The 16,585-nt window shown below is 61.7% G+C and carries 18 protein-coding genes; 2 read left to right on the top strand and 16 right to left on the bottom strand.

Annotated features, from left to right (window positions below):
- Positions 1-26: 26 nt before the first annotated feature.
- The 6 genes from UB90_RS03135 to pgi form a co-directional block, all read right to left on the bottom strand.
- Positions 27-902, bottom strand: a complete 876-nt coding sequence (locus UB90_RS03135) for an NAD-dependent epimerase/dehydratase family protein (RefSeq protein ID WP_065324843.1) — start codon at positions 900-902, stop codon at positions 27-29.
- A gap of 81 nt (positions 903-983) precedes the next feature.
- The gene (locus tag UB90_RS03130) at positions 984-1,388 is read right to left on the bottom strand and encodes a GFA family protein (protein WP_065324842.1); all 405 of its coding nucleotides are present in this window, start codon (positions 1,386-1,388) and stop codon (positions 984-986) included.
- A gap of 141 nt (positions 1,389-1,529) precedes the next feature.
- The gene (eda, locus tag UB90_RS03125) at positions 1,530-2,177 is read right to left on the bottom strand and encodes a bifunctional 4-hydroxy-2-oxoglutarate aldolase/2-dehydro-3-deoxy-phosphogluconate aldolase (protein ID WP_065321679.1); all 648 of its coding nucleotides are present in this window, start codon (positions 2,175-2,177) and stop codon (positions 1,530-1,532) included.
- A gap of 4 nt (positions 2,178-2,181) precedes the next feature.
- A complete protein-coding gene (gene edd, locus UB90_RS03120) occupies positions 2,182-3,993 on the bottom strand; it encodes a phosphogluconate dehydratase (RefSeq protein ID WP_065324841.1) in 1,812 nt (603 codons plus the stop codon).
- A gap of 33 nt (positions 3,994-4,026) precedes the next feature.
- On the bottom strand, positions 4,027-5,478 hold the full coding sequence (zwf, locus tag UB90_RS03115; protein ID WP_065324840.1) for a glucose-6-phosphate dehydrogenase: 1,452 nt from the start codon (positions 5,476-5,478) through the stop codon (positions 4,027-4,029).
- Positions 5,479-5,503: 25 nt separating this feature from the next.
- The gene (gene pgi / locus UB90_RS03110) at positions 5,504-7,114 is read right to left on the bottom strand and encodes a glucose-6-phosphate isomerase (protein ID WP_065324839.1); all 1,611 of its coding nucleotides are present in this window, start codon (positions 7,112-7,114) and stop codon (positions 5,504-5,506) included.
- Positions 7,115-7,474: 360 nt separating this feature from the next.
- On the opposite strand from pgi, the gene UB90_RS22790 reads away from it, so the two are divergent.
- Entirely contained in the window at positions 7,475-7,618 is a 144-nt protein-coding gene (locus UB90_RS22790) for a hypothetical protein (RefSeq protein ID WP_009176862.1), read from the top strand.
- Positions 7,619-7,701: 83 nt separating this feature from the next.
- Here the strand turns inward: UB90_RS22790 and ureG are convergent, their stop codons facing one another.
- The 9 genes from ureG to UB90_RS03065 all read right to left on the bottom strand — a co-directional run bounded on the left by ureG (position 7,702) and on the right by UB90_RS03065 (position 14,170).
- Positions 7,702-8,355, bottom strand: coding sequence for an urease accessory protein UreG (gene ureG, locus UB90_RS03105; protein WP_065324838.1), 654 nt, complete (start codon positions 8,353-8,355; stop codon positions 7,702-7,704).
- Positions 8,352-8,996 carry an urease accessory protein UreF gene (locus UB90_RS03100; RefSeq protein WP_065324837.1) on the bottom strand — a complete coding sequence of 215 codons (645 nt, stop codon included), beginning with the start codon at positions 8,994-8,996 and terminating at the stop codon, positions 8,352-8,354. The genes ureG and UB90_RS03100 overlap by 4 nt, the downstream gene beginning before the upstream one ends.
- Positions 8,986-9,492: an urease accessory protein UreE gene (gene ureE, locus UB90_RS03095; protein WP_065324836.1), complete on the bottom strand. Its 507-nt coding sequence runs from the start codon at positions 9,490-9,492 to the stop codon at positions 8,986-8,988. The genes UB90_RS03100 and ureE overlap by 11 nt, the downstream gene beginning before the upstream one ends.
- A 49-nt stretch (positions 9,493-9,541) precedes the next feature.
- A complete protein-coding gene (locus UB90_RS03090) occupies positions 9,542-9,769 on the bottom strand; it encodes a hypothetical protein (RefSeq protein ID WP_005615377.1) in 228 nt (75 codons plus the stop codon).
- Positions 9,770-10,008: 239 nt separating this feature from the next.
- Positions 10,009-11,721, bottom strand: a complete 1,713-nt coding sequence (ureC, locus tag UB90_RS03085) for an urease subunit alpha (RefSeq protein WP_065324835.1) — start codon at positions 11,719-11,721, stop codon at positions 10,009-10,011.
- Positions 11,722-12,108: 387 nt separating this feature from the next.
- Positions 12,109-12,414 (bottom strand): urease subunit beta, encoded by a 306-nt coding sequence (locus UB90_RS03080; protein WP_009177145.1) that lies wholly within the window; start codon positions 12,412-12,414, stop codon positions 12,109-12,111.
- Between the two features lie 12 nt (positions 12,415-12,426).
- The gene (locus UB90_RS03075) at positions 12,427-13,014 is read right to left on the bottom strand and encodes a HupE/UreJ family protein (protein WP_065324834.1); all 588 of its coding nucleotides are present in this window, start codon (positions 13,012-13,014) and stop codon (positions 12,427-12,429) included.
- Positions 13,015-13,041: 27 nt separating this feature from the next.
- The gene (locus UB90_RS03070) at positions 13,042-13,344 is read right to left on the bottom strand and encodes an urease subunit gamma (RefSeq protein WP_065324833.1); all 303 of its coding nucleotides are present in this window, start codon (positions 13,342-13,344) and stop codon (positions 13,042-13,044) included.
- 19 nt (positions 13,345-13,363) lie between these two features.
- On the bottom strand, positions 13,364-14,170 hold the full coding sequence (locus UB90_RS03065) for an urease accessory protein UreD (protein WP_065324832.1): 807 nt from the start codon (positions 14,168-14,170) through the stop codon (positions 13,364-13,366).
- A 465-nt stretch (positions 14,171-14,635) separates the two neighbouring features.
- Between UB90_RS03065 and UB90_RS03060 the strand changes: the two genes are divergently transcribed.
- Entirely contained in the window at positions 14,636-15,748 is a 1,113-nt protein-coding gene (locus UB90_RS03060; protein ID WP_065324831.1) for a CaiB/BaiF CoA transferase family protein, read from the top strand.
- Here UB90_RS03060 and UB90_RS03055 read toward each other — a convergent pair.
- Entirely contained in the window at positions 15,745-16,584 is an 840-nt protein-coding gene (locus UB90_RS03055; RefSeq protein ID WP_227512113.1) for a helix-turn-helix transcriptional regulator, read from the bottom strand. The two genes, UB90_RS03060 and UB90_RS03055, sit on opposite strands and share 4 nt — an antisense overlap.
- Position 16,585 lies beyond the last annotated feature (1 nt).

Here is a 16,585-nt window from a genome sequence, read left to right as displayed (position 1 = left end):
TTAATTGCTGTCGAGGCGTGAGAGGGTCAGACCGGTGGAAAGGTCTGCTGGAGTGTACTGTATCGTGGTGACCATCCTGAGGCCTGCATCAAACGCGCGGAGGAGAGCCTTTGATCCAGCATTGGTCCTTCGGCCCAGTGCCCCTCGCGGGCGAGGACGGCCATGCGCGGCAGGCAGGTTTGACGGCCATCGTGATGGTGAGAACGGGAGAGCGTAGCGGCAATCTCGCCGATAGTGACGCCAGTTTGGGCCACGGCATTGAAATGGCCCGTGAGATCTGGTCGCTCTGCCAGAAGGCGATAGGCAACAGCGAGGTCGGTGCGGTGGATCAGCGGCCAGCGAATGCCGGGGCTGCCCCAAATTTCAACCGGGCGATTGGCTTTGATATCTGCAAGCATACCATCAAAGACGCCGCCTTCTTCGTGATACACCATCGCAGGATGTAGCGTGGCGGTTGCGAGGGCAGGCGCATTCATCAGCAAATGGGCATGATCGAGCATCGCACTGAAAGCCGGTAGCGGCGCGAAGCCATCGTCTTCTGTCGCGATGCGGCCCTGAGTGTCACCAAAGAGCCAGCACCCGCCGGTATAGACAACGCGCAAAGGCGTAGAACGGTGGTCGGCGGCGGAGAGAATCGTGTCGACCACGGTGCGATCCGCCGCGACCATCTCATCATCGAATGTAATCGCGGCGTGGATCACGACATCCTGACCTTTCAGGGCCTCTGACCATTCCTCAGGCTGGCGCATATCACCGCGTTGAACGGCGGCCCCTTGGTCTGACACCGCTTTGGCAGCGGTGTCAGACCGGCAAAGTGCTGTGACGTGATGTCCCGCGCTCAGGAGTTCGCGCAGGACCGCCGTGCCAATCGAACCTGTGGCACCAAGAAGGAAAATTCGCATGTGTGGTCTCCGATAGAAGCTGTGGAGACGGTTTTCGGATCTCAACTATGGTTGAGGGCAAGCGAAAATTTTGGGTTGCGCCTAGGCGTCTGGCAAGCCCGCAATTTTTGGCGCCGCTGCAATGCCATCGACCCATGCCGCACGATCCGACCAGCAGATCCCGGCGGTGATTGGCACATCGGGGGCGGTGTCGAGGCATCCGGCAGGGATCACGATGTGGTCATTGCCCACATGGGGCATCGGGCTTGCACAGGTGGCGCAAAAACTACGGTGGTGGCGGCTGCCGTGGTGTTGGTAGTGACGCAGTTCTGTTTTGCCTTGTGTCCAGCGGACCGACGCGCCGGGAGCAAAGAGGTTTGCCGCATGGGCTGAGCCTGTTCCCTTGCGACAGCGCGAACAGTGGCAGAGGAAGAAGGCTGCAACATTGCCCGTGATCTCAAACGCAATCGTGCCGCAGAGGCAGCTTCCGGTGTAAATCTGTGTCATGAGGTCTCCTTTGGCGGGCGCGCTCGTACGGTGTCGCGCCGTTGTGCTTGGGTCAAGCCTCAGTCGGGCGGTGTGAGGCGCAAAAAACGGCGCGGCAGAGAGACTGCCACGCCGGTTTGTGTAGTCCATCAAGCGCAGGCCTTAGCGTGAAAGCTGGCTGGCCTCGCGGGCAAGCTCTTCAATGGCTTTCCAGTCGCCTGCCTCGACCAATTTGGAGGGGGCGACCCAGCTGCCACCTGCGCAGACCACATTGGACAGGCTCAGATAGCTGTCGGCATTTGTTGGGCTGACGCCTCCGGTGGGGCAGAATGAGATTTGCGGCAAAGGCGCGCCAATGGCCTTGAGCGCCGGGGCACCGCCAGAGGCCTCGGCGGGGAAGAACTTCAGCATGTCATAGCCCAGTTCCAGCAGCGCCATGGCTTCGGATGCGGTGGCAGCACCCGGCAGCATCGGCAGATCGGCGGCCAGTGCGGCGTCCAGCAACAGCGGCGTAGAGCCGGGGGAGACACCGAATTTGGCGCCCGCTGCAACGGCGGCGGTGACATCGGCAGGAGTGACCAGCGTACCGGCACCGACAACGCCGCCTTCGACCTGCGCCATTTCGCGGATCACATCGAGGGCTGCGGGGGTGCGCAGGGTGACTTCCAGTGCGGGCAGGCCACCAGCCACCAGCGCCTCGGCCAGAGGGCGGGCGTGTGCAACATCGTGGACGACGAGAACCGGAACGATGGGGGCCAGCGCGCAAATCTCGCGCGCCTGTTTGCTGGCGTCTTGCGGGGTAAGGGCCATGGGATCAGACTCCAAATACGGTTGCGCCGGTATCGGCGGAGGTCACGGAATTGCGGAACAGGGCGAAGAGTTCGCGCCCGGTGCCGTGCTGATAAGACGACAGATCGGCGGTGGCGGCGGGGCGGTCGAGCACGCCTTCGGTCAGTACCTGCAGATCGCCGCTCAGCGCATCCACCCGCACCACATCGCCATCCTGCAGTTTGGCGATTGCGCCGCCGTCGAGAGCTTCGGGCACCACATGGATCGCCGAAGGTACCTTGCCTGAAGCACCGGACATGCGCCCATCGGTGACAAGGGCTACCTTCTGCCCGCGCCCCTGCATGATCGACAGGAAAGGCGTCATGGAGTGCAGCTCCGGCATGCCATTGGCCTTGGGACCCTGGAAGCGGACCACGATAACCACGTCACCCTTGTCGAGTTGGCCTGCCTTGAAGGCGGCCTTGGCCTCGTCCTGATCGTGGAAGACACGCACAGGAGCCTCCACCACACGATGTTCCTCCGCGACGGCGGAGATTTTCATTACTCCGGTACCGAGGTTGCCGGTGAGGCGCGCAAGGCCACCGGTCTTTTGAAACGGATCAGAAGCAGGGCGCACGATCTTGTCGTTGAGCGTTTCCGAGGTGCCCTTGCGCCATGTCAGTGCGCCTGCATCAAGGAACGGCTCCATCAGGTAGGAGCCAAGACCCTCACCGGTCACGGTTTTGGTGTCGGGGTGCAGGTAGCCGGCGTCCAGCAGCTGGCCGATCATGTAGCCCAGACCGCCCGCGGCGTGGAAGTGATTCACATCCGCCAGCCCGTTGGGGTAGACCCGCGCGATCAGTGGCACCACGTCAGAGATTTCGGAGAAATCCTGCCAGTCGAGGATAATCCCGCCGGCCCGTGCCATGGCGATCAGGTGGATCAGCAGGTTGGTGGAGCCGCCGGTGGCCATCAGCCCAACCATACCGTTCACGAACGCCTTCTCATCAAGGATATCGCAGGTCGGCGTGTAGTCATTGCCAAGCGCCGAAAGCGACAGCGCGCGCTTCGCCCCCTCTTTGGTCAGCGCATCGCGCAGCTCGGTGCCGGGATTGACGAAGGAGGAGCCGGGCAGGTGCAGCCCCATGAACTCCATCAGCATCTGGTTGGTATTGGCGGTGCCATAAAACGTACAGGTGCCCGGGCCATGGTAAGCAGCCATTTCGGCCTTCAACAACTCATCTCGTCCGATCTCACCCTTTGCAAACTTCTGGCGGATCTGCGCTTTTTCGTCATTCGAGAGACCAGACGTCATCGGCCCCGCAGGCAGGAATACTGCTGGCAGATGGCCAAAGGCCTGCGCGCCAATCACCAACCCGGGGACGATTTTGTCACAGACGCCGAGGAAGACAGCGGCGTCAAAGACATTGTGTGACAGCGCGATGCCTACGGACATTGCGATGCTGTCACGCGAGAACAGCGACAGCTCCATGCCTGCTTCGCCCTGCGTGACGCCATCGCACATGGCCGGAACGCCGCCTGCCACCTGCGCGGTGCCGCCCGCCTCGCGCACGGCGTCGCGGATCAACATCGGATAGGTCTCAAACGGCTGATGTGCCGAGAGCATGTCGTTATAGGCAGTGACGATCCCGAGGTGGCCGCCTGTGCCGGTGGCGAGTGTTTCCTGATCCGGGCCGGTGGCAGCATAGGCATGGGCCTGACCGGAACAGCTGAGGTGCGCGCGTGCGGGGCCTTTGGAGGCGGCGGCGCGCATCCGGTCAAGATAGGCCTCGCGCGTGGGACGGCTGCGTTCAATAATACGGTCGGTGACGGCGGCGAGTGTGGCATTGAGCGACATTGGCGTGCCTCCTTTTCAGATCTTACAACAGGGTCAGGCGCCGATAGCGCGCCAGCGGCGACCGTCACGGTGCAGCAGCAAAAGCGCGTCTTCGGGACCGGAGCCGCCCTGATCGTAGGGTTGTGGCGTGCGGGTCGAATTATCCCACGCGTTGATGATGGGATCGGCCCAAGTCCAGGCGGCCTCGACCTCGTCACCACGCATGAACAGGGTCTGGTTGCCGCGGATCACATCCATGATCAGGCGCTCATAGGCGTCCTGCGGGCGACCGGCCTCGGGCAGACTGTCGGCAAAGGTCATGTCCAGATCGGCAGAGGTCAGGCGCATACCGCCGGGGCCGGGGTCCTTGATGGTGGTCTTGAGCGTGATGCCCTCGTCCGGTTGCAGGCGAATAACCAGCATATTGCCATCAATGGCGTTGTCCTCGCCAAAGATATTATGCGGCGGCTTGCGGAAGTAGACGGCGATTTCCGACACCCGCTCGCGCAGGCATTTGCCGGTGCGCAGATAAAACGGTGTGCCCGCCCATCGCCAGTTCGCGACCTCGACCTTCATCGCAACAAAGCTCTCGGTGCGCGAATGCGGGTCACCTGCGTGATCGAGATAGCCATCTCCTCCCGCCTTGGCGCGATACTGGCCACGTACGATGTCATCCGCAGGAACTGGCTCAAGGCTTTCGATGACCTTGAGTTTCTCATTGCGCACAGCATTGGGCTCAAAGGTCGAGGGCGGCTCCATCGCGGTGAGACACAAAAGCTGCATCAGGTGGTTTTGCACCATATCCCGCATCGCGCCGGATTTGTCGTAGTATTCACCACGCCCCGCCACAGAGATGCTCTCGGAGACGGTGATCTGCACATGGTCGATGTGGTGCGAGTTCCACTGCGGCTCAAAGAGGGAGTTGGCAAAGCGCAGCGCCATCAGGTTTTGCACCGTTTCTTTGCCAAGGTAGTGGTCGATCCGGTAGATCTGGCTTTCTTCAAAGTGCTCGCGCAGGGCCGCGTTCAGCGCCTGAGCCGAGGCCAGATCGTGACCAAAGGGTTTTTCCACCACGATGCGGCTTAGGTCGTCCGCAATGCCTGTGGATTTGAGCCGCCCGGCAATGTCACCAAAGAGCGAAGGCGCAACCGAGAGGTAAAACGCCCGCACCACGCCATTGCGCAGTTTGCTGCCGAGGTCGGACCAGCCGCCATCTCCTTTGGCATCGACGGAGGCATAGTCCAGCAGCGCCAGAAACCGCTCCACATCGGGCTCCGCATCGGCGGGGATGTCGCCGAATTCCTTCAGCGCATCGCCCACGAGGGTCTGGAACTCGCCCTGATCCATCTTGGAGCGTGACGCCCCGATGATGCGGCTGGTGTCGTCGAACTGGCCGATCTGGAACCGGTGGAACAGGCTCGGCAGGATCTTGCGCCGTGCAAGGTCGCCGGTGGCGCCGAACAAGACGAAGTCGAAACTGTCTACGGGGATGACGCGGGATACCATAATTGTCTTCCTCTTGGTTGGCGGGTCAGGTTGAAAGCTTGGCCAGCAGGCCACGGGTGGAGGCATCTTTTGGGGATGCATCTGCCCCTTCGACCATCGGCAGGAGGCGGGTCGCCAATTCCTTGCCCAACTCGACGCCCCATTGGTCAAAGGAGTTGATCCCCCAGATCACGCCTTCGGTGAACACACGGTGTTCATATAGCGCAACGATCTGGCCAAACACGAAAGGCGTCAGTTTGGGATAGGCAATGGTCACCGAGGGACGGTTGCCGGGAAAGCTGAGATGCCCGGCCATCCGGTCAGCGTCAACGCCGCTAAAGCCACGTTTTTCAGCGATCTCGCGCGCCTCTTCCCAGGACCGCCCCAGCATCAGCGCCTCGGACTGGGCGAGGCAATTGGCCTTCAAGAGGTTGTGCTGATGGGCCAGATCGAACTCGTGACCTGTGGCGGCGATCAGGAACTCGGTGGGGACAACCTGCGTGCCCTGATGGAGCAACTGATAAAACGCATGCTGACCGTTGGTGCCCGGCTCGCCCCACACAACGGGACCAGAGGCGCGGGGCAGGGGGGTGCCATCCAGCGCGACGGATTTGCCGTTACTCTCCATATCGAGCTGCTGCAAATAGGCCGGCAGGCGGGAGAGCCGCTGATCGTAGGGCAGCACCGCGCGCGAAGCATAGCCGCAAATATTGTTGTGCCAGACACCGATCAGCCCCAGAAGCACGGGCAGGTTTTCAGACAGTGGCGCATTGCGGAAATGCTCATCCATCGCCGCCGCGCCATCAAGGAACGCGCGGAATGCCTTTGGCCCCACGGCGATCATGATTGGCAGACCAATCGGCCCCCACATGGAATAGCGCCCGCCCACCCAGTCGGCAAAGCCAAAGACACGGGCGTTGGGAATGCCCATCGCGGCGGTCTTGTCCAACGCAGTCGATACCGCCGCCAGATGCGCCGAGACATCTTCGCCAAGCGTGCCTTGTAGCCATGTGATGGCGGTCTGGGCGTTGGTCATCGTCTCGATGGTGGTGAAGGTTTTTGAGGCGATCACGATCAATGTGGTCTCAGGGTTCAACCCCGCCAACACATCATGAATATGCGCGCCGTCCACATTGGAGACAAAATGGCACGCAGGCCCGTCGTGATAGGGCGCGAGCGCCAATGTCGCCATCACGGGACCAAGGTCAGAGCCGCCGATGCCGATATTCACCACATCTGTAAACGCCTTGCCGGTTTTGGTGGCATAGGTGCCATCGCGCAGGGCAGTTGCAAACTCACCCATCCGCGCCAGCACGTTCTGAATGCTGGGCACCACGTTTTCGCCGTCCACCTCGATCACCGCATCGGCCGGGGCGCGCAGGGCGGTGTGCAGCACCGCGCGGCCCTCTGTCGTGTTGATCTTCTCGCCCGACATCAATGCATCAATCTTTGACGCAAGGTCCGCGCCCTCCGCCAGTTGTATCAGCAACGCGCGCGCGGTGTCATCAAGCGCGGTCTTGGAGTAGTCCAACAACAGATCGTCGACAGAGACCGAGTATCGCTCAAACCGATCGGCATCTTTTGCAAAGAGATCGGTCAGCGGTGTGGTCTCGGTTGTGGCCCGGTGGGCAGAGAGTTGCTGCCAAATGTCACTCATCAAGTCGGCTCCTCGTGGATCGCATCGGGATGGCTGCGCGACCGGCGACCGCGCGCGGGATCCGTTTCGCGGCCTATATGCCAAGTTAGCGCTAACAATGCCAGTTCTATTTCTAAAATTTCACACTCTTGCAACATGCCGGCAGTGTCCAAGGGAATGTCACAGGCGCGCTGGCGCTGCAAAACTCTGCTTTAGCGTGTTTGCGTCGCGATCTGTATGGCACGCCGTTAGAGATGGACCAAGACGACTGGGCAGTTTTTTGCAACTTGTGTGAAGCGCTTCATATTGCGCGTTTTCAGATCGCGTTACCTTATTCGCAGAAAGGGCAATTGATCGCCCTTATCGCCAGAGGATACCGATATGATCCAACACATTAAAACCTTTGCCCTGGCTGTGCTGATTGTTGGCGTTAGCCTGACCAAAACTTATGCAGACGGCGGATTTTGTGCCGATAAGGCACACGGCGTGGAACTGACGCAAGCGCTGGACACTCAGATCCTTTGATCGTTACTGTGTCGTTTGAGTGCGCCAAGCGCATCTGAGTTACCTCGTGAGACGTCGCAACGGGTTTTACCCGGGCGGCGTACTCACGGTTTGGGTGGGACGAGCGCGCCCGAGTCGATGCCACCAATCTCAAAGAGATGATGCAAGACCGCCTCGACCCCGTCTCCGTGGCGCATCGCAGTAAAGACAAATGGCAGCCCCCGGCGCATCCGGGTGGCGTCGCGTTCCATCACCTCAAGAGATGCCCCCACATGTGGTGCCAGATCGGTCTTGTTGATGATCAACAGATCGGACCGGGTGATGGCGGGGCCGCCCTTGCGGGGGATTTCCTCGCCCGCTGCGACGTCGATCACATAAAGCGTCACATCCGCCAGTTCCGGTGAAAACGTCGCAGAGAGGTTGTCTCCACCGCTCTCGATCAGCACGATCTCGACCTCCGGGTGGCGCTTTTGCATCTCGGCCACGGCCGCGAGGTTGATCGAAGCATCCTCGCGGATCGCCGTATGCGGACAGCCTCCGGTTTCGACGCCAATCACACGGTCCTGCGGCAGGATTTGCTGCCGCATTAATGCCTCGGCGTCCTCCTGTGTGTAGATATCATTGGTGATCACACCGATGGAGTGATGATCCTTCAGCGCGCGAGCAAGCTGCGCCGTCAGGGTTGTTTTACCTGCACCCACGGGGCCTCCGATCCCAACGCGAAGCGGGCCATTGTGCGAAGTGGTCTTCGAGGTCATGAGCGGAAGATCCTTGAATATTGGGTTTCATGGCGCATGGATGCGATGTCTGCGGCAAAACTTGCACCAAAGAGATCGTCTAGCGTGCAGGACAAGGCGGCTCCGGCTGTGTCACGCAATTGCGGCGAGAGAGCGGAGAGGCGCTGCTGCGCGTCTGTCTGACCGAGCGCCAGAAGTCTTTGGCCAGCGGCGATGAGGTTTGCGAGAAACGCATGCACATACATCTGCACGGTGAGATCCAGCGGGATGTCATGTTGCCGCGCGGCACATCCCACCGCCACCGGATAGGTGAGCCGCGCAAGGTCATTGCCCCAGGTGGCGGCTGTGGTTCGGCAAAACGCAGCACCTTGCAGGTCGGTTTCTTGCAGGCGCTCGCCCGTGGAGCAAAACGCGCGGGCGGTGGCGTCGATCTCGGACAGGTCCGCCGCCGTCTCTGCCCGATAGGCACAGGACAGCAGCACCGCATCAGAGCGTGCGCCCCCATGGGTCAGAAGGTCGGTAAGCCACCGGGACAACTCGTTGCCATCTCTGACGTGCCCCTCTGCCACCGCACACTCCAGCCCGTGTGAATAGGCAAAAGCCCCCACCGGATAGGCAGGCGACAGCCATTGCATCAACAAAAGCGTGGCCTCAGTGCTCATGGCTGTGGTCGTGATCGGCGTGGCCGTGATGATGCGTATGCCCATGTTCATGCGCATGGGTGCGCCCGTGGCCATATGCGCCGCCTTCCGGGGTAAACGGCTCATCAACCTCGCGCACAGTGGCACCGAGGTGGTCGAGCATCGCCCGGATCACATGATCTCGCTGGATCAGCAGGCGGGTGTCTTCGATCTGGCAGGGGGTGTGGCGGTTGCCGATGTGCCAGGCGATTCTTGGTAGGTGCTCTGCGGTGACCTCCAGCAGCGGCTCAGAGGCTGCGACCACAAGCACCTCGCCGCCGCCCTCCAGCAGAAGAACGCCGCCATGATCGAGCGAAGTCGTATTGGGCAGATCAACCAGCAGGCGCTCACCGCTGTCGCAGGTCAGCACCTTGCGACGCAGAAAACGGGCGTCATAGTCGAGCACCACGCGGTCGCGCGGGCTCTGGTCATGCGGGTGCCCGTGGTAGTGGCGGGCGGTCAGCCGGGGGGCGCTCATGACAGGCCCCCCGCTGTGGTCGTTTTCAGATAACTCTGCGCGCAGAGGCTCAGACGTACATGATGTCCGAGAAGACATGTTTTACAACGTCGTCGCGCTTCAGGCCGCGCTTTGCCAATTCCTCGTCGGACAGCGCCATCAAAGTGCGGGCGCGGTTCACACGATGGTTGGATTCTGCGAGGTGAACCAGACCGTTGCCAATCGCGCGGAAAAAGCCTGCGATCAGGCCCAGCGGATTGAAGGGGGCGCGTGTTTGAGCGTTCGATGCGTATGCCATGGGGATGTGCTCCTGTGTTCAAGAATGTCTCTCCCGTGACACCAATATAGCTGCGGTGCAGCAAATAGGTAGGTAGTGTTGACGCATTCCCGCCATGCGTCTGTGACAAGGCAAGGGGTGAAGATTCTGATTTTGCTGAATATTTCGGCATGATGATGGGGCCTTTGATCGATTTTTCGCCGTGTTTTGGCCAAGGGAGCCGCCGCGCGACCATTTCTTGGTCGCAGCTGGGGTGCGCTTCAGAACAGGAAATACCGCTGCGCCATGGGCAGCTCCGCCGCTGGCTGACAGGTCAGCAATTCACCGTCTGCGCGCACTTCATAGGTTTCCGGGTGGACCTCGATATGTGGCGTCGCATCGTTGAGCTTCAGCGCGGATTTACCGATCCCCCGCGTTCCCTTCACGGCGAGCGTTTGCTTTGCCAGGCCAAGTTGGTCCCGAATGCCAGCCGCCTGCGCCGCCTCTGACACGAATGTCACGGCGGAGTGTTCCACCGAGCGACCATAGGCCCCCCACATGGGCCGGGAATAGACCGGTTGCGGCGTCGGGATCGAGGCGTTGGGATCGCCCATCTGGGCACAAACAATTGTGCCCCCCATCAGCACCATCTCCGGCTTCACGCCAAAGAACGCCGGGTTCCACAGCACCAGATCGGCCCGTTTGCCAACCTCGATCGAGCCAATCTCATGCGAGATACCATGCGCAATCGCCGGGTTGATGGTGTATTTCGCCACATAGCGGCGAACGCGGAAATTGTCGTTCTCGCCGACCTCATCCGAAAGCCGCCCGCGCTGTTTCTTCATCTTATCGGCGGTCTGCCATGTGCGGATGATCACCTCGCCGACGCGCCCCATCGCCTGACTGTCCGACGCGATGATCGAGAACGCCCCCATATCGTGCAGGATGTCCTCGGCCGCGATGGTTTCACGGCGAATGCGGCTTTCAGCAAAGGCCACATCTTCGGGGATGGATTTGTCGAGGTGGTGACACACCATCAGCATGTCGAGGTGTTCTTCGAGTGTGTTCACAGTGAAGGGCCGCGTCGGGTTGGTCGAGGACGGCAGCACATGCTCCTCGCCGCAGATCTTGATGATATCGGGGGCATGGCCACCGCCTGCGCCTTCGGTGTGAAAGGCATGGATCGTGCGGCCTTTCATGGCCTTTACGGTATGTTCGACAAAACCCGATTCATTGAGCGTATCGGTGTGGATCATCACCTGCACATCCATCGCATCGGCAACACCGAGGCAGCAGTCGATGGCGGCGGGGGTGGTGCCCCAGTCCTCGTGCAGCTTCAACGCGCAGGCGCCCGCATTCACCTGTTCCTCGATGGCAGCCGGCAGCGAGGCATTCCCTTTGCCAGCAAAGGCGAGGTTCATCGGAAACGCATCTGCGGCCTGCATCATACGACCAAGGTGCCAGGCACCGGGAGTACAGGTGGTGGCCAAAGTGCCATGCGCTGGCCCGATGCCTCCGCCTAGCATGGTGGTGAGGCCAGAGTGCAGTGCATCCTCGATCTGTTGTGGGCAGATATAATGGATGTGGCTGTCAAACCCGCCCGCCGTGAGGATGCGCCCTTCGCCCGCGATCACCTCGGTGCCGGGGCCAACGATAATGGTTACATTGGGCTGGGTGTCGGGGTTTCCGGCTTTGCCGATGGCATGGATGCGCCCATCCTTCAGGCCGATGTCGGCCTTGTAGATGCCGGTCCAATCAAGGACCAGCGCATTGGTGATCACAGTATCAACCGCGCCCGCCGCGCGTGTGGTCTGTGCCTGCCCCATCCCGTCACGGATCACCTTGCCGCCGCCGAATTTGACCTCCTCGCCATAAGGTCCGGTGAGGTCGCGCTCCACCTCGATGATCAGGTCAGTATCGGCCAACCGCACGCGGTCTCCGGTGGTGGGGCCATACATGGCGGCATAGTCAGAGCGGGAGATTTTGGCGGGCATGTCGGGTTTATCCTGCTGTTATAGCGGTGTTTTTCTTGTCAACGTACGGCAGAGAACCGGGTGTTCTGTGTCTCGTGCCTTTGGGAAGTTTGTGATGTGTGAAGATTGCGAGGCTCCTGAGCCGATGCGGCGCACCCTTCGTCAAGGAGCGCCTTTTCGTGTCTATATTCAGCTTTTTCTGATCCTGCTTGTCGAGGCAGATCGGTAAGTCGAGATCTCGAAATGACCGGCCCGGACGATAGACCTGGCCGCATCCGACCCTCCCCCAGGGAGGGCGCATTGGCATCGTGGAGGCAGGCGAACTCGCTGCACTGGGGCGTGAGGGCTCGTTCAGTATCGAAGGCAGCAGCGCCCACCCAGGCTCGGTCGCGGCCCTCAGCGCGTCCATCACAACTCCCCCATCACCTGAGCATTGAACCCATAGACCCGGCGTGCACCCCCAATCGGGATCAGTTGCACTTCGCGGCGCTGACCGGGCTCAAACCGCACGGCGGTGCCTGCGGCAATGTCCAGACGCAGGCCACGGGCGGCGGAGCGGTCAAACTCTAACGCCGGGTTGGCTTCGGCAAAATGGTAGTGGCTGCCCACCTGAACCGGGCGGTCGCCGGTGTTGGCAACCATCAAGGTGAGGGCCTCGGCTCCGTGATTCAGGGTCAATTCGCCACTGGCGGGGAACATCTCTCCGGGGATCATGTGAAGCGCTCCTCAGCCCGCGAGCCCAAGCGCGGTGCCTGCAAGAACGACGCAGGCCCCAAGGACGCGGGGAAGGGTGGCGCTGCGCTGCGCCAAGGTCAGCCCACCGGCAACACCGGCGGCGTGCAGCAGAGCCGTGGAGAGCGCAAAGCCTGCCAGATACGGCAGGGCCTCGGCCGCACCGATTTCCGCACCGTGGGCATGGCCGTGAAACAGCGCAAAAATCCCGGTGATCGCCGCCGCTCCCGCAAGCGGCATCCGGAGGGCCAGCGCAGCCATACCGCCCAGCACCATGACAGAGGCGAGAATCATCGGCTCGACCAAGGGCAGGCCCACGCCGCGCATGGCGAAAAGGAACCCGAGCGTCATCATGCCCACAAAGGCGGTCGGCAGCAGCCAGAGTGCGCGGGTCTCACCCGTGCGGCGCGCCTGCACAACGGCCCATAGGCCCACCGCCACCATGGCGAGGATATGATCCGGGCCGAACACCGGATGGCTGGCACCAGCGGCGAAGGATCCATGCCCGGCCGGGTCCAGATGCGCAAAGGCAGGGCTGGCGGTCAGCAGGGCAGCGAGGGAAAGAGCAATACGGGATTTCATGTCGGTCAGTCCTTGGAAAGCGATCAGTCAGCGAATGGGGTTATGCACGGTCACCAGTTTGGTGCCGTCGGGAAAGGTGGCCTCGACCTGAACCTCGTGGATCATCTCGGGCACGCCCGCCATGCAGTCTGCGCGGGTGATGACTTCGGCCCCGGCCTGCATCATCTCTGCGACGGAGCGGCCATCGCGTGCGCCCTCGACCACGGCATCGGTGATCAGCGCGATCGCCTCGGGGTGGTTGAGTTTGACCCCGCGGGCGAGCCGCTTGCGCGCGACCTCTGCGGCCATGGCGACCAGAAGTTTGTCCTTTTCTCTCGGGGTCAGGTTCATCGATGTGGCGCTTTCATGGTCAAAGTCTCCAGCAACGGGGCAGGCCACCCTCGGTCAGCCTGTCAAGAAGGGGCAGAAGGCTCTGGCGCAGGACAAAACTATCCACCGCCAAGAGCCGCATATGCAGTAGATCGGGGGCGAGGAGCGAGGCGCCGCCGAGGGCGTCGTTACCGTCCGGCAGGTGAGTGCGCAGCCACCCCAGCGTGGCCTCTGCTTCTGGTGCAGCCAGCAGGAGGGTCGCCATCGCACTGCAGCGGGCCGACAGGACGCCCGCAACGCCCGGACTGTTAAGCTGCGCGGCCAGATCGCCTTGCAGGTGGATTGCATCGCGATAAATAAGCTGTCCCGCGCGCCGGATCTGGATGTGATCGCGAAACCGGACGGATGTAAGCGCCTCGCCCATTGCGGCGCGCCCAAACACCAGCGGCTCCACCAGCAAGAGTCGTGCGTCCTCGGCCAGATCGGCGTGCAAACTCCGGGTGAAATCGCTGCGCTGAAAGAGGATGGTTTCCTGTGGCAACCAATTGAGGCGGGCACGCGCGGCGACGCTCAGGTGTGTGGTCATCTGCCCGGTCTGTCCGGGTTGCGCGCGATAGGCGCGTTCGGCGGCTTGGGTGGTGAGGGTCAACTGGCTATCCTCTCCGGCCTTGGCGCTCAGGGAAAACCGGTCGCCACCGGTAATGCCGCCTGCGGTGTTCACGGCCACGGCTTCCAGCGTCTGCCTGCCCGTGGGAAACAGCAGTTTGAGCGCTCCGGACTGATGCAGCGTATCCAATGCGACCGTGCCGTCAGGACGCAACTTGCTGCCGACATGCGCGTGACCCATGGCGCGGGGCTGCTGTTCCGGGGCAGCCGTGATCGGGTTGTGAGACCCGGGCGTGATATGTGCGATATGCGTGATCGCGCTCTCCCTGAATACCGCCCTGAGACACTGCAAATAAGATAGCGGCGTGTATCTGTGCGTCCTCACCAACTTTGCGAGGGCGGAGGGCGTGGCGCTATCAGGAGCGCAGTCTGTAAGGGAGGCGGCCTATCGCTGTGTTGATATTTTGAGCGAAACAAGCTGATTTGCCAGTAAAATAGGCAAATCAAGAAAGCGGGGACGCTCCCGCCCGGTTTGCCTGCATTGAAAATGCCGTCAAACCCGTTGGGCCCGGCAGCGCACCTGCGGTGCGCTGCGGGTGCTCTCTGGCGGGCGTGTCTTGTAGTCTCTGCGCAATGGGATTGGCCTTTGGCGATCGGGTCGGCTATGCACAGGACCAAGTGTTTAACTTGCAAAGGACATTTCAGCATGACTCCGCTTCAAGGTCTCAAGGTGGTGGAACTCGCCCGTATTCTCGCCGGTCCGTGGATTGGACAAGCCTTGGCGGATCTGGGTGCGGAGGTGGTGAAGGTCGAAAGCCCCGAAGGCGATGACACACGTCGCTGGGGGCCGCCCTTTGTGGAGCGGGACGGAGACAAGACCGCGGCCTATTACTATGCCGCCAACCGGGGCAAAACATGTGTCACCGCAGATTTTCGCACGCCAGAGGGGCAGGCCAAGGTCCGCGATCTGGTTGCGGGCGCAGATATCCTGATCGAGAACTTCAAAGTCGGCGGACTGGCGAAATATGGCCTCGATTACGAAAGCCTCGCTGAGGTGAACCCGCGGCTCATTTATTGCTCGGTCACGGGGTTTGGGCAGGATGGGCCTTATGCCAGCCGCGCGGGCTATGATTTCCTGCTGCAAGGCATGTCGGGGCTGATGTCGATCACTGGTGCAGCGGAGGGTGAGCCGCAAAAGGTGGGCGTCGCGATCACGGATGTGGTGACGGGGCTATACGGCAGCATCGGCATTCTGGCCGCAGTCGAGCAGAGGCACCGGACCGGACGGGGACAGCATATCGATATGTCCCTGCTGGATTGTGCCACGGCCATGCTGGCGAACCAGAATATGAACTATCTGGTGACGGGCAACAGCCCCACCCGTATGGGCAATGAACACCCCAATATCGCGCCCTATCAGGTGATGGCGGTGCGCGACGGGCATGTGATCCTTGCGGTCGGCAATGACAGTCAGTTCACGCGGCTGTGCGATGTGCTGAACCTTGGAGGTCTCAAGGATGATCCCCGTTTTCTCACCAACCAGCTGCGGGTCGCAAACCGGGGTGATCTGACGCCGATGCTGGCGGCGGCGCTGGCACAGTGGAGCCAGGCGGATCTGCTTGCCGCATTGGAGGCCGCGACCGTTCCGGCGGGGCCGATCAACACCATCGGGCAGGCGTTCGACGACGCGCAGATCAAACATCGACAGATGCAAATCGCGCCCGAAGGCGTGCCGGGCGTGCGGGGACCTTGGGTGTTTTCGGATGCGGAACTGGCGCTTGATCGCTCGGCGCCCGTGTTGCCGCGCAAGACAGACTAACTGGGCGGATAGGCGTCGAGCGTCACACTTAAAGGCACCTCATCGCCCAGCAGACGCCGCACCTTGGGGTCGAGGCGCGGGCTATCCTTTGGCAGGGCACCGACATCAGCAAGAGCCTCGCGCGCAGTGCGTTTTTCCTCAAGCCGCACCCAGACCGTGCGGGTGGAAAACGGGCGGCGGTTGGCCCCGGCAGAGACCCCCACCACCAGCCCTTGCAGATAAGAGATTTGATGCGGGTGTTCCGGCATCAATATCGTCTCTGAGAGAGCGCCGACGGAGTTGCGGGGGCGCTCTGTCAGACACAACCGTCCGCCGCGTTCTGCAACCAGCCCCAGATAGGTGCTGCGCTGCCGGATACTGCCGTCACTTGCGTGGGCGCGCTCAAATGTGTGGCTTACCACATAGCCATCGACCTCTTTGAGATGGATCAGCGAGCGCAGCACCTGTCCGGGCCATGTGGGCGTGCAAAAATACCCATGATAGGTGCCGAGAAACCGGCGCAGGGGGCGGGCCTGATCGGCAAAGCCCGTGCCGATATGCAAGAGCGGCGCGGGGAGCTTGGGTGCGGTGGTCGGGTGACGCGCGGCTGCGAAGTGATCGGGATCCGTAAAAAGATCGGCCTCACCTACGTCGAAATGACGCGCGATGCGGCGCAGGTTATGCGCCGAGGGCAGTCCGGCTCCCGAAAGGTAGCGGTTGAACTGTTGCCGGTTGAGGCCGATCTCGCGGCAGATCTGCGCGATCGAGGGGGCCTCGGCGCAGAGAAACCGTAAATTCTGACTGAAGGCCGTGCGCATGGTCCGAGCTTTCGTGATGTGACGCGACTGTGCGTACATC

The sequence above is a fragment of the Tritonibacter mobilis genome (genome assembly GCF_001681715.1).
Taxonomy (GTDB): domain Bacteria; phylum Pseudomonadota; class Alphaproteobacteria; order Rhodobacterales; family Rhodobacteraceae; genus Epibacterium; species Epibacterium mobile.
Note: the sequence above shows the minus strand (reverse complement) of the source record. Positions and strands in the feature narration are given on the sequence as shown.